The sequence below is a fragment of the Nocardia sp. JMUB6875 genome, from assembly GCF_041154655.1.
Taxonomy (GTDB): Bacteria; Actinomycetota; Actinomycetes; order Mycobacteriales; family Mycobacteriaceae; genus Nocardia.
Genome location: NZ_BAAFGR010000039.1, coordinates 35,864 through 51,618 on the forward strand (window position 1 = coordinate 35,864; position 15,755 = coordinate 51,618).

General features: G+C 68.8%; 15 protein-coding genes. 8 read left to right on the forward strand and 7 right to left on the reverse strand.

Going from position 1 to position 15,755, the window contains the following annotated elements:
• Positions 1-245: 245 nt before the first annotated feature.
• Together ACAM49_RS12700 and ACAM49_RS12705 are read right to left on the reverse strand one after the other, a co-directional pair.
• On the reverse strand, positions 246-1,115 hold the full coding sequence (locus ACAM49_RS12700) for an arylamine N-acetyltransferase (protein ID WP_369635671.1): 870 nt from the start codon (positions 1,113-1,115) through the stop codon (positions 246-248).
• A 104-nt stretch (positions 1,116-1,219) separates the two neighbouring features.
• Positions 1,220-2,164 carry an NAD-dependent epimerase/dehydratase family protein gene (locus ACAM49_RS12705; RefSeq protein ID WP_369635672.1) on the reverse strand — a complete coding sequence of 315 codons (945 nt, stop codon included), beginning with the start codon at positions 2,162-2,164 and terminating at the stop codon, positions 1,220-1,222.
• A 123-nt stretch (positions 2,165-2,287) separates the two neighbouring features.
• On the opposite strand from ACAM49_RS12705, the gene ACAM49_RS12710 reads away from it, so the two are divergent.
• Positions 2,288-4,777, forward strand: a complete 2,490-nt coding sequence (locus ACAM49_RS12710; protein WP_369635673.1) for an FtsX-like permease family protein — start codon at positions 2,288-2,290, stop codon at positions 4,775-4,777.
• Positions 4,778-4,780: 3 nt separating this feature from the next.
• Here the strand turns inward: ACAM49_RS12710 and ACAM49_RS12715 are convergent, their stop codons facing one another.
• On the reverse strand, positions 4,781-6,235 hold the full coding sequence (locus ACAM49_RS12715; RefSeq protein WP_369635674.1) for a PLP-dependent aminotransferase family protein: 1,455 nt from the start codon (positions 6,233-6,235) through the stop codon (positions 4,781-4,783).
• Between the two features lie 28 nt (positions 6,236-6,263).
• On the opposite strand from ACAM49_RS12715, the gene ACAM49_RS12720 reads away from it, so the two are divergent.
• Together ACAM49_RS12720 and ACAM49_RS12725 are read left to right on the forward strand one after the other, a co-directional pair.
• Positions 6,264-6,749 carry a carboxymuconolactone decarboxylase family protein gene (locus ACAM49_RS12720; RefSeq protein WP_369635675.1) on the forward strand — a complete coding sequence of 162 codons (486 nt, stop codon included), beginning with the start codon at positions 6,264-6,266 and terminating at the stop codon, positions 6,747-6,749.
• Positions 6,750-6,784: 35 nt separating this feature from the next.
• Positions 6,785-7,012: a SelT/SelW/SelH family protein gene (locus ACAM49_RS12725; protein ID WP_369635676.1), complete on the forward strand. Its 228-nt coding sequence runs from the start codon at positions 6,785-6,787 to the stop codon at positions 7,010-7,012.
• Positions 7,013-7,019: 7 nt separating this feature from the next.
• Here ACAM49_RS12725 and ACAM49_RS12730 read toward each other — a convergent pair whose 3' ends face one another.
• A complete protein-coding gene (locus ACAM49_RS12730; protein WP_369635677.1) occupies positions 7,020-7,994 on the reverse strand; it encodes an alpha/beta hydrolase family protein in 975 nt (324 codons plus the stop codon).
• A 222-nt stretch (positions 7,995-8,216) separates the two neighbouring features.
• On the opposite strand from ACAM49_RS12730, the gene ACAM49_RS12735 reads away from it, so the two are divergent.
• The 4 genes from ACAM49_RS12735 (at position 8,217) to ACAM49_RS12750 (ending at position 11,290) form a co-directional block, all read left to right on the forward strand.
• A complete protein-coding gene (locus tag ACAM49_RS12735; RefSeq protein WP_369635678.1) occupies positions 8,217-9,122 on the forward strand; it encodes an STAS domain-containing protein in 906 nt (301 codons plus the stop codon).
• Between the two features lie 76 nt (positions 9,123-9,198).
• Entirely contained in the window at positions 9,199-10,377 is a 1,179-nt protein-coding gene (locus tag ACAM49_RS12740) for a winged helix DNA-binding domain-containing protein (protein WP_369635679.1), read from the forward strand.
• A gap of 181 nt (positions 10,378-10,558) precedes the next feature.
• A complete protein-coding gene (locus tag ACAM49_RS12745; protein WP_369635680.1) occupies positions 10,559-11,023 on the forward strand; it encodes a tellurite resistance TerB family protein in 465 nt (154 codons plus the stop codon).
• 84 nt (positions 11,024-11,107) lie between these two features.
• The gene (locus tag ACAM49_RS12750; RefSeq protein ID WP_369635681.1) at positions 11,108-11,290 is read left to right on the forward strand and encodes a hypothetical protein; all 183 of its coding nucleotides are present in this window, start codon (positions 11,108-11,110) and stop codon (positions 11,288-11,290) included.
• 73 nt (positions 11,291-11,363) lie between these two features.
• On the opposite strand, the gene nadC is transcribed toward ACAM49_RS12750, so the two are convergent.
• Genes nadC through nadA form a run of 3 tightly spaced genes read right to left on the reverse strand, consistent with a single transcriptional unit; the run spans position 11,364 to position 15,012 of the window.
• Positions 11,364-12,224 (reverse strand): carboxylating nicotinate-nucleotide diphosphorylase, encoded by an 861-nt coding sequence (gene nadC / locus ACAM49_RS12755; RefSeq protein WP_369635682.1) that lies wholly within the window; start codon positions 12,222-12,224, stop codon positions 11,364-11,366.
• 49 nt (positions 12,225-12,273) lie between these two features.
• A complete protein-coding gene (locus ACAM49_RS12760) occupies positions 12,274-13,938 on the reverse strand; it encodes an L-aspartate oxidase (protein ID WP_369635683.1) in 1,665 nt (554 codons plus the stop codon).
• Between the two features lie 33 nt (positions 13,939-13,971).
• Positions 13,972-15,012, reverse strand: coding sequence for a quinolinate synthase NadA (nadA, locus tag ACAM49_RS12765; protein WP_369635684.1), 1,041 nt, complete (start codon positions 15,010-15,012; stop codon positions 13,972-13,974).
• Between the two features lie 77 nt (positions 15,013-15,089).
• Between nadA and ACAM49_RS12770 the strand changes: the two genes are divergently transcribed.
• A partial coding sequence (locus ACAM49_RS12770; RefSeq protein ID WP_369635685.1) for an NUDIX domain-containing protein occupies positions 15,090-15,755 on the forward strand: 666 nt, incomplete at its 3' end.

A 15,755-nucleotide genomic window follows, 5' to 3' on the forward strand; every position in this document is an offset into this window, starting at 1 on the left:
CAGTGCGGTTGCCCGCGCGTTTCCCCGCACGAGTGTAGCGGGCAACGCGCGGATCGCCGACGTCAGCGTGAGATATGAGCGAGATCTCGGTGAGATCTATGCCGCATCCGGGTGATGTTTACGTGACCCGATAGCGGAAATCCCTGGTCGGAGTGCGTCTATGACGAGGCATAGACCAAACGGTTTGGTGTGTGTTCGCTCCCGCACACCCGAGGGCTTCAGCAACTTTTCACCGCCGCTGACCCTCACTCCTTCTCCGCGAGCCACTCCGCGCGCACGAGTCGCGCCGCATCGGCGGCGTCGAGCTCGATATCGAAGACCTCCGCGAGCACCTTCGGTAGCTCAGCTACCTCCAATTCGCGTGTTTCCTCCGTTCCGTCCGGATAGGCGGTGATCCAGGTCGTGCCGTCCAGGGTCTGGTGCACCTCCGGCAGGAAGCGCTGCACGAACGGCCGCATGGTGAACGGCGAGCGCGGCGAGGTCGACACGTAGTGGTTGCCGACCGCGAAATCGATGCGGTACTGCGGGGTGGTGGCGAAGGTGTACCGGTCCACGAACCCGTCCTTGCCGAGCTGGTACAGCGTCCACAGCTCGCCGCCGACCGCGTCGGTCTCCAGCTCCAGCCGGAAACGCCATGCGCCCGCGCTGAATTCACCGCGGCCGGGGGTGAGTTCGATCGGTTCCAGCGGGCCCCGGCCGAATCCGACGTCGCAGAGCCAGAACCGGTCGTCGTCGCCGGCCTTCACCCGCAGCAGGGCGTGGGTGGCCGGGCGCAGATTGGTGGCGCCGAGCGTGACCCGTCCGGACATGGCGGTGAACTCGAAGCCGATCCGCTCCAGCGCGGCCGCGAACAGGCCGACGTTCTCGTAGCAGTAGCCGCCGCGTCGCCGGCGGATCATCTTGTCCTGCAGGGTTTCCAGGTCCAGGGGCACGCCGCGGCCGAGCATGATCTCGAGATTCTCGAACGGGAAGCTGGTGGTGTGGGCGCGCACCAGTTCGCGCAGCGTGGCCAGGGTCGGCGTGCGCGCACCGGTGAAGCCGATCCGGGCCAGGTAGGCGTCGAGGTCGAGTTCCTCGCCCGCCCAGGTGTAGGTGGGATCCACCGGTGTCGTCATCGCTGCCTTCCCGTCATCGTCGATCGAACGTCCGATCTTGTTCGATCAAACGTCCAGGCCGTTCGAGTCCATCAACCGGGGTCGGCGTGAATCTGTTCCGAGCCCTAGCTGACGGCGTTCACCAGGGTCGGCAGACCCTCGCGGTAGGTGGGATAGCCGGGCTTCCAGCCCAGTTCGGCCCGCGCCTTGGCATTCGAGACGCGAATCGAGAAGTCCAGCATCTGGGTGGCGGCCAGGGGCGAGGCCAGCCGCAGCACCCGGGCCGGGAGCCGGCGGGGCGGGCGCGCACCGATGGTCTCGGCCATGGCGTCGAACATGGTTCCCCAGGTGATCGGTTCGTCGTCGACGATGTTGTAGGCGCTGCCGGGGGTGCCGTGTTCGAGGGCGGCCACGGTCGCGGCGGCGGCGTCCTGGACGTGGACGAAACTGGTGTGGGCGGTGACGGTGTTGGGCAGCGGGAACATGCGCAGCTTCAGCGCGCGCACGAAGGAGTCGGAGGCGCCGGGGCCGTAGAACAGGCCGTAGCGCAGGGCGATTCCGTCGATGCCGGACGCGCGCCAGGCGGCGGATTCGGCCTCGTGCAGCGCGCCGATGATGGCGTCGTTGACATCGCCGGGAATGCGGCCGAACGGCTCCTGTTCGGTCACCGGCTCGGGTCCGTGATCGCGCAGGCCGTAGCCGAGGATCAGCGATTGGGTGAGATACCTGCGCGCCCCGGTCCTTTCGGCCAGTTCCACCAGGTGCTTGCTGCCGATCTCGCGTAAGGCGTTGGTGCGCAACAGCCCCGGCGCGTGATAGTGGGTGGGCGGCGAATACCGGTAGGCGGTGAGCTGGTGGATCACCGCGTCGGCGGTCAGTCGCTCGGTGGCGCGCAACAGCTCCGAACGGTCCATCACATTGGCGACCAGCGGGGTGGCCCCGAGCGAGCGCGCGATCTCCGCGCCGCGTCCACCCCTGGTCAGCGCGTACACCTGATGCCCGGACGCCCGTAGCGCGAGGACCAACGGCCGCCCGATCGCCCCTGTCGCACCGGCCACCACGACCTTCATCGCTTTTCACCTGGTCTCACACAGCACCTCGTCTCACCGCGCCGAACACCCTTCGAGCCTAATGTCCCAGACGGAATGCGTCAGGGGGTGGACACCACGGGGCGCGGACCATAGCGTGAATTCATGATCGCGCTGCTGGACCGGCTGCGGCTGTTCACCATTCGCGAGTTCACCACGCACTGGGGGCGGACCGTAGCGTCGATCGTCGTACTGACCGTGTGCTCGGCGTTCCTGGTGGCCGTCATCGGCATCTCGGGATCGCTCACCGGATCGATCGAGAAATTGACCGCCGGACTGGCCGGCAATGCGGCACTGGAGATCTCGGGTGTCACCGATGCCGGATTCCCGCAGCAGGTGCGGGCCGATGTGGCGGGGGTGCCCGGTGTCGCCGCGGCCGTGCCCATGTTGCGGGCCAGTGCCGGACCGGATTCCGATCGGCTGCTGGTGCTGGGCGTGGATTCCTCGAGCACGGCGCTCGACAGCGATTTGAAGGGCGCGGTGCGGGGCGATGCGCTGGCGAGCCTGCTGAGCGTGCCCAATGGTGTATTGGCCGGGCCGGGAACGGGATTCACCAAGGGTCAGCAGGTCCAGCTGGGGCCCGCGCGGATCACCATCGCCGCGGTGCTCGAGGGCAAGCAGCTATCCCAGCTCAATGGCGGGCACTATCTGGTCGCCCCGCTGCCGGTGGCGCAGCGCATCACCAACCGGGTCGGGCAACTGGACTCGGTGCTGATCGTCGCGCAGCCGAATACCGATGCGGCGCAACTGGCTTCCGCGCTCACCACCGCCGTGGCCGGTCGCGCGCTGGTCTCCACGCCGAGCGCCCGTGCGGCGCAGACCGGTAATGCCGTGGTGATGGTGCGGTTCATCGCCTCCATGGGCGCGGGGCTGGCCTTCGTGGTGTCGGCGTTCCTGATCTACAACACTATGAGCATGGCGCTGGCCGGGCGGCGGCCGGTGATCTCCATGCTGCGGGCCATCGGGGCGCGGCGGCAGACCATCGTGCGGGACGTGCTCGCGGAGGCGATCGTGTTCGGCGTGGTCGGCGGCGTGCTCGGGGCGGGGCTGGGCGTCCTCGCCGGGCGGTATGCGATCAGTCTGCTGCCGGGTGCGTTCACGCAGATGATGGAGGCGCGGCTGCAATACCTGCTGCCCTGGTACGCGATTCCGGTCGCCGTGCTGGCGGCGACGCTGACCAATGTGGCGGCCTCGGCGGTGGCGGCCCGGCAGGTGTATCGGGTCGCCCCGGTGGAGGCGCTGGCCCCGGTGGGGGCGTCGCGGGCGGATGTGGTCTCGACGCGGCTGCGGGTGGCGGCGGCGCTGCTCGGGGTCGTGCTGGTGGCCGCGGCGCTCATCATCCAGCGTGCGCACCTGGGCCTGTTCGCCGCGGCCGCACTGGGTTTCGCGTTCGGCGCGGAGATCGTGCTGGCCTTCGCCTGCGCGGGACCGATCGTAGGGGCGGCCGCGGCTCTGGCCCGGCGACTCGGCCCGGCGGGTGTGCTGGCGGGGGTGAACATCGATCGCGCGCCGCGCCGCGTGTGGGCGACGCTCATGACCGTGACCATCGCCGTGGGCATGACCATCACCATTACCGGCGCGAACGCGGACGCGACCCGTTCTGCGCGTGAGAGTTTCGCCTCGCTCGCCGACACTGACGCGTGGGTGAGCATGAGCGCCGAGGACATGATCCCCACCACGCTGCTGCCCGACGACTTCGTCGACCGGGTGTCGGCGGTGCCCGGTGTCGGGCGCGTGGTGCAGGAGCAGCTGGCCTTCGCCACGCTCGCGGGTACGAAAGCCCTTGTCTACGGGGTGGATACGGGTAGCAACGACTCGACGTTCCATGCCCTGGACGCCGAGCACCAACGCCGTCTGCTGGCGGGCGAGGGCATCGTGCTGTCCCGGGATCTGGCTCGCACCCTGGGGGTTTCGTCCGGCGACGAGCTCGGCGTGCAGACGCCCACCGGTGAGAAGCGCGTTCGAGTGCTCGAGACGATCTCGCACTTCTCCGGCGCGGGCGGTACCGCCGCCATCAGCCTGGTGCTCATGCGGGACTGGTTCGCCCGCCCCGGATCCACCACCTTGCAGGTCGATGCCGCGCCCGGAGTGGATGCGAACCAAATGATCTCGGCTGTCCGAGCGGCACTGCCTCCGGAGGTCCACGTGTACGCGGGCACGGCCGCGCTGGACGGCATCAGCGAGGCCATGCAGGAGGGCCTGGTGCTGTCGCGGATCATGCTGGTGATCGTGGCGTTCATCGCGGCCATGGCGCTGCTCAACACCCTGACCCTGGCGCTGCTGGAGCGACGCCGGGAGCTGGGCATCCTGCGGGCCGTGGGGTCGAGCCGCCGCTTCGCGCTGCGCATGGTGCTGGCCGAGGCGGCCGCCATCGGCGTTGTCGGGGCCGGGCTCGGCGTGGTGTTCGGACTGGTGGATCAGTACTTCTATTCGCTGCTCGCCACCGACATGCTCGGCATCGACGTCACCTGCCGTCCCGGCCCGCTGCTGGCCGTATTCACCGCTGCCGCACTGGCTTTGAGCCTGCTCGGCTCGATTCCGCCCGCCCTGCGCGCGGCCCGGCTCAATATCGTGGACGCGGTCAGCGCCGACTAGCGGTCACGTCCACGACAGGGTGCGCACCAGCGCGTCGAGAGCCGCCGGATACGCACCGTCCGACGGTGAGCCGTAACCGACGACGATCGCCTGCGGGCGGTGCTCGGTTCCGGCCGGGGACCACCACATATCGGACAGGCCGTGAATGGCCAGGCCGTATTCGGTTGCGCGGGTGAGTACTTCGGCCTCACTCAATCCCGCGGGTTCGAGCCGGACCAGCGCGTGCAGCCCGGCGGCGATCCCGCTGAGGGTGAAGCCGGTGAGGGGGCGGCCGGCGCGGGATATGAGGCGGTCCGCGAGCAGGTCTCGCCGTCTGCGGTAGCGCAGGCGGCTGGAGCGGATGTGCCGGTCGTAGCCGTGCGAGGTGATCAGCTCCGCGAGCGTCAGCTGCCCGAGGGTCTCCGAGTGATGGTCGGCGAGCAGCTTGGCCTCGGTGACCGGTCCGACCCAGCGCGGCGGCAGCACCATCCAGCCCAGGCGCAGGCCGGGACCGAGGGTCTTGGAGGCGCTGCCGAGGTAGACGACGTCGTCGGGCGCGATGCCCTGGATCGCGCCGACGGGTTGCCGGTCGTAGCGGAATTCGCCGTCGTAGTCGTCCTCGATGACCAGGTGCCCGGCCCGCGCCCAGGCCGCCAGCTCCTGCCGTCGCGCGGGGCTCAGCGTGGAGCCGATCGGGAATTGGTGGCTCGGGGTCACGACCGCGGCGTGTACGCCGTCGAATTCGGCGGTATTCAGCCGATCCACTTGCGCGCCATCCTCATCGACCGGCAGCGGCACGACGGTCGGCCCGGAGCCGCGCACGGCGGCGTGGAATTGCGTGATGTAGGGGTCCTCCATCGCCATCACCGGGTTGCCCGAGGCCGCGAGCACCCGGCCCATCAGGCGCAGCGCCTGCTGCACGCCGGTGGTGATGACGATCTGGTCCGGGGTCGCCAGCACTCCGCGGGTGCGCCCCAGGTATTCGGCCAGCGCCGTGCGCAATTCGATCCGGCCGCGCGGGTCGCCGTATCCGAACGCGTCCCGCGGTGCGCGATCCAGTGCCGACCGCGCGGCCCGCAGCCAGGCGGTCGTCGGGAAGCGGCTCAAGTCCGGACTGCCCGAACGTAGATCGTGACGTATCGAAACCGGTTCGGCCCGACGGTGATTCGTGCTGTGCGACGCGGCGACCGCACCCGCGGTGCGCGCCACCCGGGTCCCGGATCCCTGCCGGGCCACCAGGTGCCCCTCGGCGATCAACTGGTCGAACGCGGCGCTGACGGTGCCGCGCGAGACGCCGAGCTCGGCGGCCAGCGTCCGGGTCGACGGCAGCCGCGTCCCGGCGGCCAACCGCCCGTCCCGGATCGCCTCGCGCAGCGCACGCTCCAGACCGTCGCGGCGACCCGCGCCGGAATCCACGGTCAGATGCAGATCGACGTCCAAAGTGGACCAATAATCGGCCATCGAATTGGCTCCCGACATAGGTCCATTATGTCGATACGGTTGTTCCATGACAACGAACACCACGAATTACGTTCTCCCCCAGACCCGCCTCGCCATCGACGATCTCGCCCCCAAGGTCGCCAAGGCCATGAACGGCCTCGAGCGCGCCGGGCAGGATTCCACCATCGAGAAGCCGCTGCGCGAACTGGTGAAGCTGCGCGTCGCCCAGATCAACGGCTGCGTCTACTGCATCGACATGCACTCCCGCGACGCGGTCGCGGGCGGCGAGGCCTGGCGCCGGATCAGCCTGGTCTCGGCCTGGCGTGAGGCGCCCTTCTTCACCCCGCGCGAGCGCGCCGCGTTCGCCCTGGCCGAGGCCATGACCCGGATCGCCGACGGCGAAGTGGGCCAGGACATCTGGGACGAGGCCGCCGCCCGGTTCGACGAGAAGGAGCTCGCGGATCTGGTGTGGGACATCGCCATCATCAACACCTGGACGCGGATCGGGGCCACGGTGCGCCCGTGGACGCTGTCCGGCGACGCGAATTCGTAAGTCCGCCAGCACAAACTGAAATCAAGGAGATTGTCATGTCCGACGTCGTCATCACCTACTGCAAGCCGTGCGGATACCTCAAGCACGCCCGGGCCGCCGCGGAGGCGCTCGGCACCGAGCTCGGCGTCACGCCGGAACTGGTGCCCGGCAAGGGCGGAGTGTTCCGGGTCGCGGTCGACGGCACCGTGGTCGCCGCCAAATCGCGGCAGGGCTTTCCCGGCCCCGAACAGATCGTCAAGGCCGTCGCGGAATCCCTCGCCTGAGGCGAAATCAGGCCGCGCACTTGCTGTTCGGCGGGGCGGGTGGAGCAGTGTTGATGCCCGCCCCGACATCGATCACGTAGTCGGGATCGCCGCCCAGCGGTTCGGTCCCGAGCAGCAATCGCTGCACCACGCAACCGGATTCGAAGAACACCGGATTGATCCCGTGCTCGCCCGGGACGATCCGGCCGTCCAGATCGCGGCCGCTCACCACCGTGTACATGGACACGGGTTTGCGCGCGAACTGCAGCGCGGCCCGCATCTCGAGCGAACTGGTGTACGGCACCACCGCATCCGCGGTCCCGTGCACCAGAATCGCGCGCTGCACACCGATGCGGTTGGCCATGAGCACCGGGGAGCGGTCGATAAAGGCCTGCAGGCAGGTGATCGGCGTGCAGCCGCCCGCATCGCGCTCGATCTCGGGCCGCAGGGACTTTCCGGCCAGACCGGCTTCGATCCAGGCCGTGACATCACCGGCATGCCCGAAGGTGTCGACCCAGTAGTCGTAGGTGCCCGGCGGGGCGTAGGCGGCGGCCAGGCCGCTGGTCACGCCGCCCTGACTCCAGCCCCACAGCACGGTCGGACCGATGCCGGGATGCTCGCCGCGGTACCACTGGGTGGCGGCGAGGGTGTCGCGCCATCCGGCCCAGACGTTCCACTCCCCCGGCCGCCACACGCTCGTGTCGGAGCGCTGGTCCATGGTCACCAGGGCCGCGCCGGTGTTCTTGACGATCGAGCTCATGTACTCGGGGAAGTCGCTCGCGCTGCCGTCGTGGCCGTGCACGGCCACGATCAATCCCCGTGGCGCGCCGCCGGGTTCGTAGACCCGCCCGGTGGCGGTCTCCCCGTCGACGGTCAGACTCACCGGTCGCATCGACACGCCGTCGTCGGGAGTGCTCCACGCCGCCGGCGCCGCGGCCATTGTCGCCGCGACCAATCCGACGACCAGACTGGTCGCCCGCAAACTTCGCCACCGAGCACCCACCTTCGGCATCCTCGCACGTGTGCGGCCTCCCATGGCGCATTCACGCCGTGCGCGCCGCGCCGACCGGATCCCCGGCAAACCCCACCTGGTTGCTGAATCCGCAGTAGAGTTTGCGGGCCTCCAAATTCGCAGTAACCCCAGATATCCACCGGCCGCCGTCGAATCCGCAGGCACTCCATGTCCGTCGATGACACGCGCGCGCCCGAGGAGGCGAGTTGATTCATGGTTGACGTCCCCGTCATATCCACTGCCGAATTGATCGATGAATTGAATGGTTCGTCCGCACGCCCCGGAGCGGGCCTGCTATCGGAACTGGTCGCGCACCTACGGAAGAATCGCACGGTGCTGCGCGAGCGCTGGGCCCAGCGCATCACCGCGGCGAAACTGCTGACCGCCATGACCTCCGACGAGATCTTCTCCGAGGCGACCTCGGTGTACGAGAACTACGTCGAGGTGCTGGAGACCGGTAGCGTCGAGGCGCTGCAGAATTACGCGCGCAACCTGTCCGAGCGCATCATTCCCCGCGGGGTGGAAACCGACGAGGTGCTCGGCATCGTATTGCTGCTGCGAGACGTGCTGGCCCGCAGCCTGTTCGAGAAATACCAGTCCGATTTCGATCTGCTCAATCGGATTCTGGACGCCTACGAGCCCGCGGCGAATCGGATCGCCAATACCGTGGGCGTCAGCTTCGTCGAGGAGCGCGAGCGGATCATCCGCCAGCAGCAGGAGGCGATTCGCGAGCTGTCCACGCCGGTGCTGCAGGTGCGCGAGCAGTTGCTGATCCTGCCGATCATCGGCGTGCTGGACGGGCAGCGGGCCAGTCAGCTGACCGAGCAATTGCTGCGCGCGATTCGCGACAATCGCGCCAAGGTGGTGGTCATCGACATCACCGGTGTGCCCACCATCGACGCCGTGGTGGCCAACCACCTGGTCAAGACCGTCGACGCCTCGGGCCTGATGGGCGCCAGCGTCATCATTACCGGGCTGTCCTCCGAGATCGCCCTGACCCTGGTCACCATCGGCCTGGATCTGTCGAAGATGAACGCGGTCGGCGATCTCCAGGGCGGCATCGAGGAGGCCGAACGGCTGCTCGGCTACGAGGTCAGTCGCGCCAACGAACCCAAGTAGCGAGGTTCCCGGGTGACGCGGCGCGGGTGGTCGCGTTACCCCCGAGGATTCGCTTGGCGTCGGCTAGGATTCGCCCATGCGTTCGATCGACGTCGCGGAGCGGCGGGCACGACTCGGGGTACGGCACCGGCTGGCCGCGGGCACGCGCACCGACGATGTCGACGAGGTGGTGCGGTCGATGGTGGTGCTGCACGCCACCGATCCGGCGACGGTGTACCTGTCGGTGGCGGCGCGCGGGATCGCGAGCGAGCCCGGGCATGTGGAGAAAGCGCTCTACGACGATCGGACGCTGCTGCGCATGCTGGCCATGCGGCGCACCATGTTCGTCGCGCCCGTCGACCTGGTGCCGGTGCTGCAGGCCTCGACCGCGGATGCGTTGGCGCACAAGCAGCGCAAGACCTACGGGCGGTACCTCGAACAGGCCGGGGTGGTATCCGGGAACCTGTTGACGTGGTGGAACGAGGTGGAGGCCGAGACGCACGCGGCGCTGCTGGCCCGCGGCAGCGCGACCGGCGCGCAGCTGAGCAAGGATGTGCCGCGGCTGCGGACGCAGGTGGATACCGCGCCGGGCAAGCCGTATTCGAAGCCGACCAATATCACCACCTGGGTGCTGGTGACGCTCGGCTGCGAGGGGCGGATCGTGCGCGGGCGGCCCAATGGCAGCTGGGGCAGTAGCCAATACACCTGGGCTCCGATCGAATCCTGGCTGCCGGAAGGGATTCCGGCCATGCCCGCGGAGGAGGCGCGCGCGGAGCTGGTGCGGAAGTGGTTGCGCGCCTTCGGGCCCGCGCCGGTGAGCGATATCAAGTGGTGGACCGGGTGGACGCTCGGGGAGGTGCGCAAGGCGCTGGCGCTGGTGGACACCGCCGAGGTGGATCTCGGCGGTGAGACCGGGCTGGTGCTCGCGGACGATCTCGAACCGACGCCGACGCCGGAACCGTGGGCCGCGCTGCTGCCCGCGCTCGATCCCACGCCGATGGGCTGGCAGTCGCGCGACTGGTATCTGGGTCCGCATCAGCCCGCGCTGTTCGACCGGAACGGGAATGTCGGGCCGACCATTTGGTGGGAGGGCCGCATTGTCGGCGGGTGGGCGCAGCGGTCGGACGGCGAAATCGTCTGGCGGCTGCTCGAAGACGTCGGTTCGGACGCTGAGAAGGCCATATCGGCCGAGGCAGAACGCCTGCGGGCGTGGTACGGCGACGTGCGCCCGATCCCGCGTTTCCGCACGCCGCTGGAGCGTGAGCTCACCGCCTGATCGATCCGTGATCGGCACGCCGAACCCGCTTCCCGGCTGAGTGTCAGGAAATTTCTGCGGGCCTACCGGTTGGCCGACTGTTACTGTCGGAACAGTACGTTTTGCACGGTGTTGGTTTTTTGCACAGTCCGGGCTCGGACACGGGGAGTCCATGGGTCCGGTGGTTCTCTCGGAGTGTGTCATGGCTTTCTCGAATCGGCTCGTTTCCCCGACCTCCCCACGCACCGATCCGGCGGCAGCGGCGCCCGCGCCGCGAAACGAGCTGTGGGGCGAGGCTTTCCGAGATTCGGCGCTGGGCATGTGCGCGGTGCTGGCGGCCATCGACGGGCGCATCGATCCCGCGGCGCGCATGCGGATCGCGCAGATGGTCGGCGCGCACGAGGTGCTGGGCCGCCAATCCACCGACGACCTGCGAAACCTGTTCGAGGACAACTGCGCCCGGCTCATCATGGATCCGGCGTTCGGGCACGCCTATGTGATGGCGCAGATCGCCAAATCCACCGAGCAGCCCGAGCAGGCGCGGGCGGTGGTGCGGATCGGCTTGATCGTCGGGCGAATCGACGGCGAACTCGACGCACACGCGCTCACGGTGATTCGCGAGGCTTGTCAGGTATTGCGCTTGGACCCGCACGAATTCGGTGTGTAAACCCCTCTGGCTTTTGCTGGACAGTGACCGGCGGCGGCCCGCATGCTTGGAGCGTTTAATGCCTAGCGAGGGGATTCACTCTGCATGGCGATTCAAGGGTTCCTCAATATTCTGCTCGACACCGTCCACCCGAATCGGGGGTGGCGTTACTGCGCCTGGTGCGATGGCTCCGGGGCCGCAGGCTATTCCGCGAACGGGTCCGTCATTCTCTGCACGGGCTGCGGCGGCATCGGCTGGGTGGTCGATCCGCCGGTCTATCGGCGCTGAGCTGCGCGATTTTCAGCGCTGAGCAGGGCGTTCGTCCCCGGCCGAGTGGCACGCCGGGGACGAGTCGGACGAGCTACATATCCAGTCCGAGATCAAGCACTCGGACCGAATGCGTGAGCGCGCCCACCGACAGATAGTCGACGCCGGTGCCCGCGTAATCGGCCGCCATATCGAGCGAAAGTCCGCCCGAGGACTCGAGTTTGGTGCGCGGCGACCGAGTATTGCGGCGCTGCACCGCCGCCTGCGTGGCCCACAGCGGGAAGTTGTCCAGCAGTACCAATTCCACGTCCTCGGCGAGCACCGCGTCGAGCTGCTCGAGGCTGTCCACCTCGACCTCGCACTCGATGTCCGGATTCAGTTCCCGCACAGCACGCAGCGCGGCAACCACCGAGCCCGCGGCCACCACATGGTTGTCCTTGATGAGCGCCGCATCCCCCAGCCCCATCCGGTGATTCACGCCGCCCCCGACCCGCACCGCGTACTTCTGCAGCGCCCGCAGCCCGGGCAGCGTCTTGCGGCTGTCCCGGATCCGGCATTCGGTACCGGCGACCGCGTCCGCCCACTGCGCGGTGGCGGTCGCGATTCCGGACAGGTGGCACACCAGATTCAACATGGTCCGCTCGGCGGTGAGCAGCCCGCGTGTCGGCGCGACCAGACTCAACACCTTGTCCCCCGGCTGCACGCGGGTGCCGTCGGCGACGCGAGCGGTAACTTCATAGTTGCCCGCACCCAGCACCTCGTCGAGCACCAGCAACCCGACATCCAGCCCCGCGACGGTCCCCGGCTGCCGAGAAGCCATGTCCGCCTTGGCCACCGCGTCCTCGGGCACCGTGGCCATCGTGGTGATGTCCGGCCCGTACCGCAGATCCTCCTCGAGGGCCGTACGGATGAGCGCGACCACCGCGTCGCGATCCAGCCCAGCGTCGAGAGTCATGACTACACTCCTTCTTCGATGACTATTGCCGTGTCAGTGGCGAATTCGCTCATGACGCGGCGGAGATCACGGCACGCCCCCAGGACGGCGGCAAGATTCCGTCGGTGACCAATTTCGGGCGGCCATCGGAGCCCAGGCGAATCGCGGTGCTGCGCCGCGACTCCTCCTGCGGCTCCGGATAATCCGACCGGGTGTGGCAGCCGCGGCTCTCGGTCCGCGCCGCCGCCGCGACCAGCAGCGCCCGCGCGGTCAGGGTGAGCGCGGAATCCTCCAACTCTCGAATGATCGCCGCCGATCCGGCCACCGGATCGTCGCTGGTGGAACCCGATGCCCGCTCGACGGTGATGTCCGGGGCGGCGTTGTCGGAGATCAGGCCGACCATGCGAAGGACGGCGGCGCGGAGGCCGTCGCCGTCGCGGACGACTCCGGCGTGTTCGGTCATCAGCTCCTGCAGCAGTTTCCGATCCGCGCGCGGGAAGCGCAGCGGGCCGACCTCGGTGATCGGCGCGGACATGCCGCGGCGTTCGGCGGCGGCCACGCCGACGCGCTCGCCCACCACCAAACCCTCGAGCAGGCTGTTGGAGGCGAGCCGGTTCGCACCGTGCAGGCCGGTGCGAGCCACCTCACCGGCGGCGTACAGGCCCGGCACGTTGGTACGGCCGTGGGTGTCGGTGCGGATGCCGCCGCACTGGTAGTGGGCCGCGGGGGCGACCGGGATCAGGTCGACGGTGGGGTCGATGCCCGCGGCCAGGCAGGAGGCGGTGATGGTCGGGAAGCGTTGGGGGAAGCCCTCGATCGAGCGGGCGTCGAGGTAGACGTGGTCGGTGCCCAGCTCCTGCATGCGGGCCGCGATAGCGCGTGAGACGACGTCGCGCGGAGCGAGATCCCCGCGTGAGTGCACCCCGGCCGTCACCGAATTGCCTTCGGAGTCAACGAGAATCGCGCCCTCACCGCGGACCGCCTCGCTGATGAGCGGGCGACGGCCGAGGCCACCCGGCGTGAACAGCACCGTGGGATGGAACTGCAGGAATTCGAGATCGGAGACCAGCGCACCGGCCCGCAGCGCCAGCGCGATGCCGTCGGCGGTGGCACCGGACGGATTGGTGCTGCACGCGTACAGCTGGCCCAGGCCACCGGTGGCCAGCAGGACCGCGGGGGCGTGCACGATGCCGAATCCCTTGTCCGACACCGCGATCACTCCGCGCACGCCTTCCGGACCGGTCACCACCTCGAGCACCGCGGCCCCGAACACGACCGGCATACCCGCGGCGTTCAGCGCGCGCTGCACCTCGGCCCCGGTGGCGTCGCCGCCCGCGTGGATGATGCGGCGGGTGCTGTGGCCGCCCTCCCGGGTGCGCGAGACCTCGCCGTCGCGGCCGAGGTCGAACACCGCACCGAGGTCGGTCAGGACGTCGACCGCGTGCCGGCCGCCCTCGACGATGGAGCGCACGGCATCCTCGTCGCAGAGTCCGGCTCCCGCGACCACGGTGTCGTGGACGTGGGATTCCACCGAATCCCCGTGCGGCGCGACGACGGCGATGCCGCCCTGCGCGTACTGGGTGGAGGTGTCGGTCGGTCCGCCCTTGCTGAGTGTCAGCACCCGCAGGCCCTGCCGGGAGGCGGTGCGGGCGGCGGTCAGACCGGCCACGCCGCCGCCCACGACCACTAGGTCCGCCTCGGCTTCCCAGGTGATGGAAATCGATGTGTTCACCATGTGCTCATCCCTCCCCTGACGGGGTGGGCGTGGCTATTCGCCGCCGCCCGGATTGCCGATCTCGATCATGCGCTGCACCGAATTGCGGGCCAGGGCAGCGGTTTCGGGGTCGACGTGGACCTCGTCGCGGTTCTCCACCAGGCAGCGGAGCAGGGCGGCGGGGGTGATCATCTTCATGTACTGGCAGGAGGCGCGGTCGTTGACCGGCTGGAAGTCGATGCCGGGGGCGGCCTTTCGCAGCTGGTGCAGCATGCCGACCTCGGTGGCGACCAGGACCTGGTTGCTCTTCGCGGCCTTGGCGGCGTCGATCATGCCGCCGGTGGACAGGATGTGCACCCGGTCGGCCGGGAACTCGCCCGCGCCCGCCAGGTAGAGAGCCGAAGTGGCGCAACCGCATTCGGGGTGCACGAACAGTTCGGCGTCGGGGTGGGTGCGCGCCTGCTCGTTGAGCTCGTCACCGTTGATGCCGGCGTGCACGTGGCATTCGCCCATCCAGATGTGCATGTTCTCGCGGCCGGTGACGCGCTTGACGTGCGCGCCCAGGAACTGGTCCGGCAGGAACAGCACCTCGCGGTCCGGGTCGATGGAGGCGACCACGTCGACGGCGTTGGACGACGTGCAGCAGATGTCGGTCAGCGCCTTCACCGCGGCGGTGGTATTCACGTAGGAGACCACCAGCGCGTCCGGGTACTCCGCCTTCCAGGCGCGCAGTTCGTCGGCGGTGATGGAGTCGGCCAGCGAGCAGCCCGCGCGCTGGTCGGGGATGAGCACGGTCTTCTCCGGGCTCAGGATCTTGGCCGTCTCGGCCATGAAGTGCACGCCGCAGAACACGATGGTGTCCTCGGGGGCCTCCGCGGCGATGCGGGACAGCGCCAGGGAGTCGCCCACGTGGTCGGCGATGTCCTGGATCTCCGGGAGCTGGTAGTTGTGCGCCAGGATGGTGGCATTGCGCTCGCGCGCCAGTCGCTTGATCTCCGCGGCCCACTCGGGGGTGGCCTCGACACCGCTGAATCCCGACGGCCCGTCCACGATGCGCTCGGTCAGCGTCATCGTCGCGCCCACTGCTGCAGCCATGGCATGGCTCCTTCTCTCATGCGGCCGGCAACTTCGCCGATTCGCATCCAACAGGTTTTCGACTTAGAATCGAAAACGTGGCCCATCGTAGCACCATCCACGAAACGCTTACCGCGGTGTTCCAGGTTCGTCGCTTCCCCGACACCGTCCGTGCAGGTGAGAGCCCTAGCGTGGGTGGGATTGCGCTCTCGGACCGCTGCCCGCCCGGTCATCACACCGAACTCGCGGTGTTGTTGTGGGAACGCGCGCTCGACCCCGCCAAGGGCACCTGGTCACTTCCCGGCGGCCGCCTGCGAGACGACGAGGACCTGGATACGTCGGCGGCGCGGCAGCTCGCCGAGAAGGTCGATGTGCGCGAGCTGACCCACCTCGAACAGGTGTGGGTCTTCAGCGATCCGGACCGCGTGCCGGGCGACCGCCGCATCGCCTCGGCGTATCTGGGCCTGGTTCCCATGACCGCCGAACCGGTCCTCCCCCACGACACCCGCTGGCATCCGGTGTCGAACCTGCCGGACATGTCCTTCGACCACGGCACGGTCGTCCGTCATGCTCGAAATCGCTTGGCCGCCAAGCTCTCCTACACCAACATCGCCTTCGGCCTGGCCCCCGCCACCTTCACCATGTCCACCCTCCGCGAAATCTATTGCGCCGCCCTGGGTTACGACGTAGACACCACCAACCTGCAACGAGTCCTGACCCGCCGCAAGGTCATCACCCCGACCGGCGAAACCTCCTCCCCCGGC

What these genes read in the sequence shown, in the direction of transcription:
- ACAM49_RS12700 (WP_369635671.1), bottom strand. Translation starts at nt 1,115, where the DNA reads ATGACGACACCGGTGGATCCCACCTACACCTGGGCGGGCGAGGAACTC.
- ACAM49_RS12705 (WP_369635672.1), bottom strand. Translation starts at nt 2,164, where the DNA reads ATGAAGGTCGTGGTGGCCGGTGCGACAGGGGCGATCGGGCGGCCGTTG.
- ACAM49_RS12710 (WP_369635673.1), top strand. Translation starts at nt 2,288, where the DNA reads ATGATCGCGCTGCTGGACCGGCTGCGGCTGTTCACCATTCGCGAGTTC.
- ACAM49_RS12715 (WP_369635674.1), bottom strand. Translation starts at nt 6,235, where the DNA reads ATGTCGGGAGCCAATTCGATGGCCGATTATTGGTCCACTTTGGACGTC.
- ACAM49_RS12720 (WP_369635675.1), top strand. Translation starts at nt 6,264, where the DNA reads ATGACAACGAACACCACGAATTACGTTCTCCCCCAGACCCGCCTCGCC.
- ACAM49_RS12725 (WP_369635676.1), top strand. Translation starts at nt 6,785, where the DNA reads ATGTCCGACGTCGTCATCACCTACTGCAAGCCGTGCGGATACCTCAAG.
- ACAM49_RS12735 (WP_369635678.1), top strand. Translation starts at nt 8,217, where the DNA reads ATGGTTGACGTCCCCGTCATATCCACTGCCGAATTGATCGATGAATTG.
- ACAM49_RS12740 (WP_369635679.1), top strand. Translation starts at nt 9,199, where the DNA reads ATGCGTTCGATCGACGTCGCGGAGCGGCGGGCACGACTCGGGGTACGG.
- ACAM49_RS12745 (WP_369635680.1), top strand. Translation starts at nt 10,559, where the DNA reads ATGGCTTTCTCGAATCGGCTCGTTTCCCCGACCTCCCCACGCACCGAT.
- ACAM49_RS12750 (WP_369635681.1), top strand. Translation starts at nt 11,108, where the DNA reads ATGGCGATTCAAGGGTTCCTCAATATTCTGCTCGACACCGTCCACCCG.
- nadC (WP_369635682.1), bottom strand. Translation starts at nt 12,224, where the DNA reads ATGACTCTCGACGCTGGGCTGGATCGCGACGCGGTGGTCGCGCTCATC.
- ACAM49_RS12760 (WP_369635683.1), bottom strand. Translation starts at nt 13,938, where the DNA reads ATGGTGAACACATCGATTTCCATCACCTGGGAAGCCGAGGCGGACCTA.
- nadA (WP_369635684.1), bottom strand. Translation starts at nt 15,012, where the DNA reads ATGGCTGCAGCAGTGGGCGCGACGATGACGCTGACCGAGCGCATCGTG.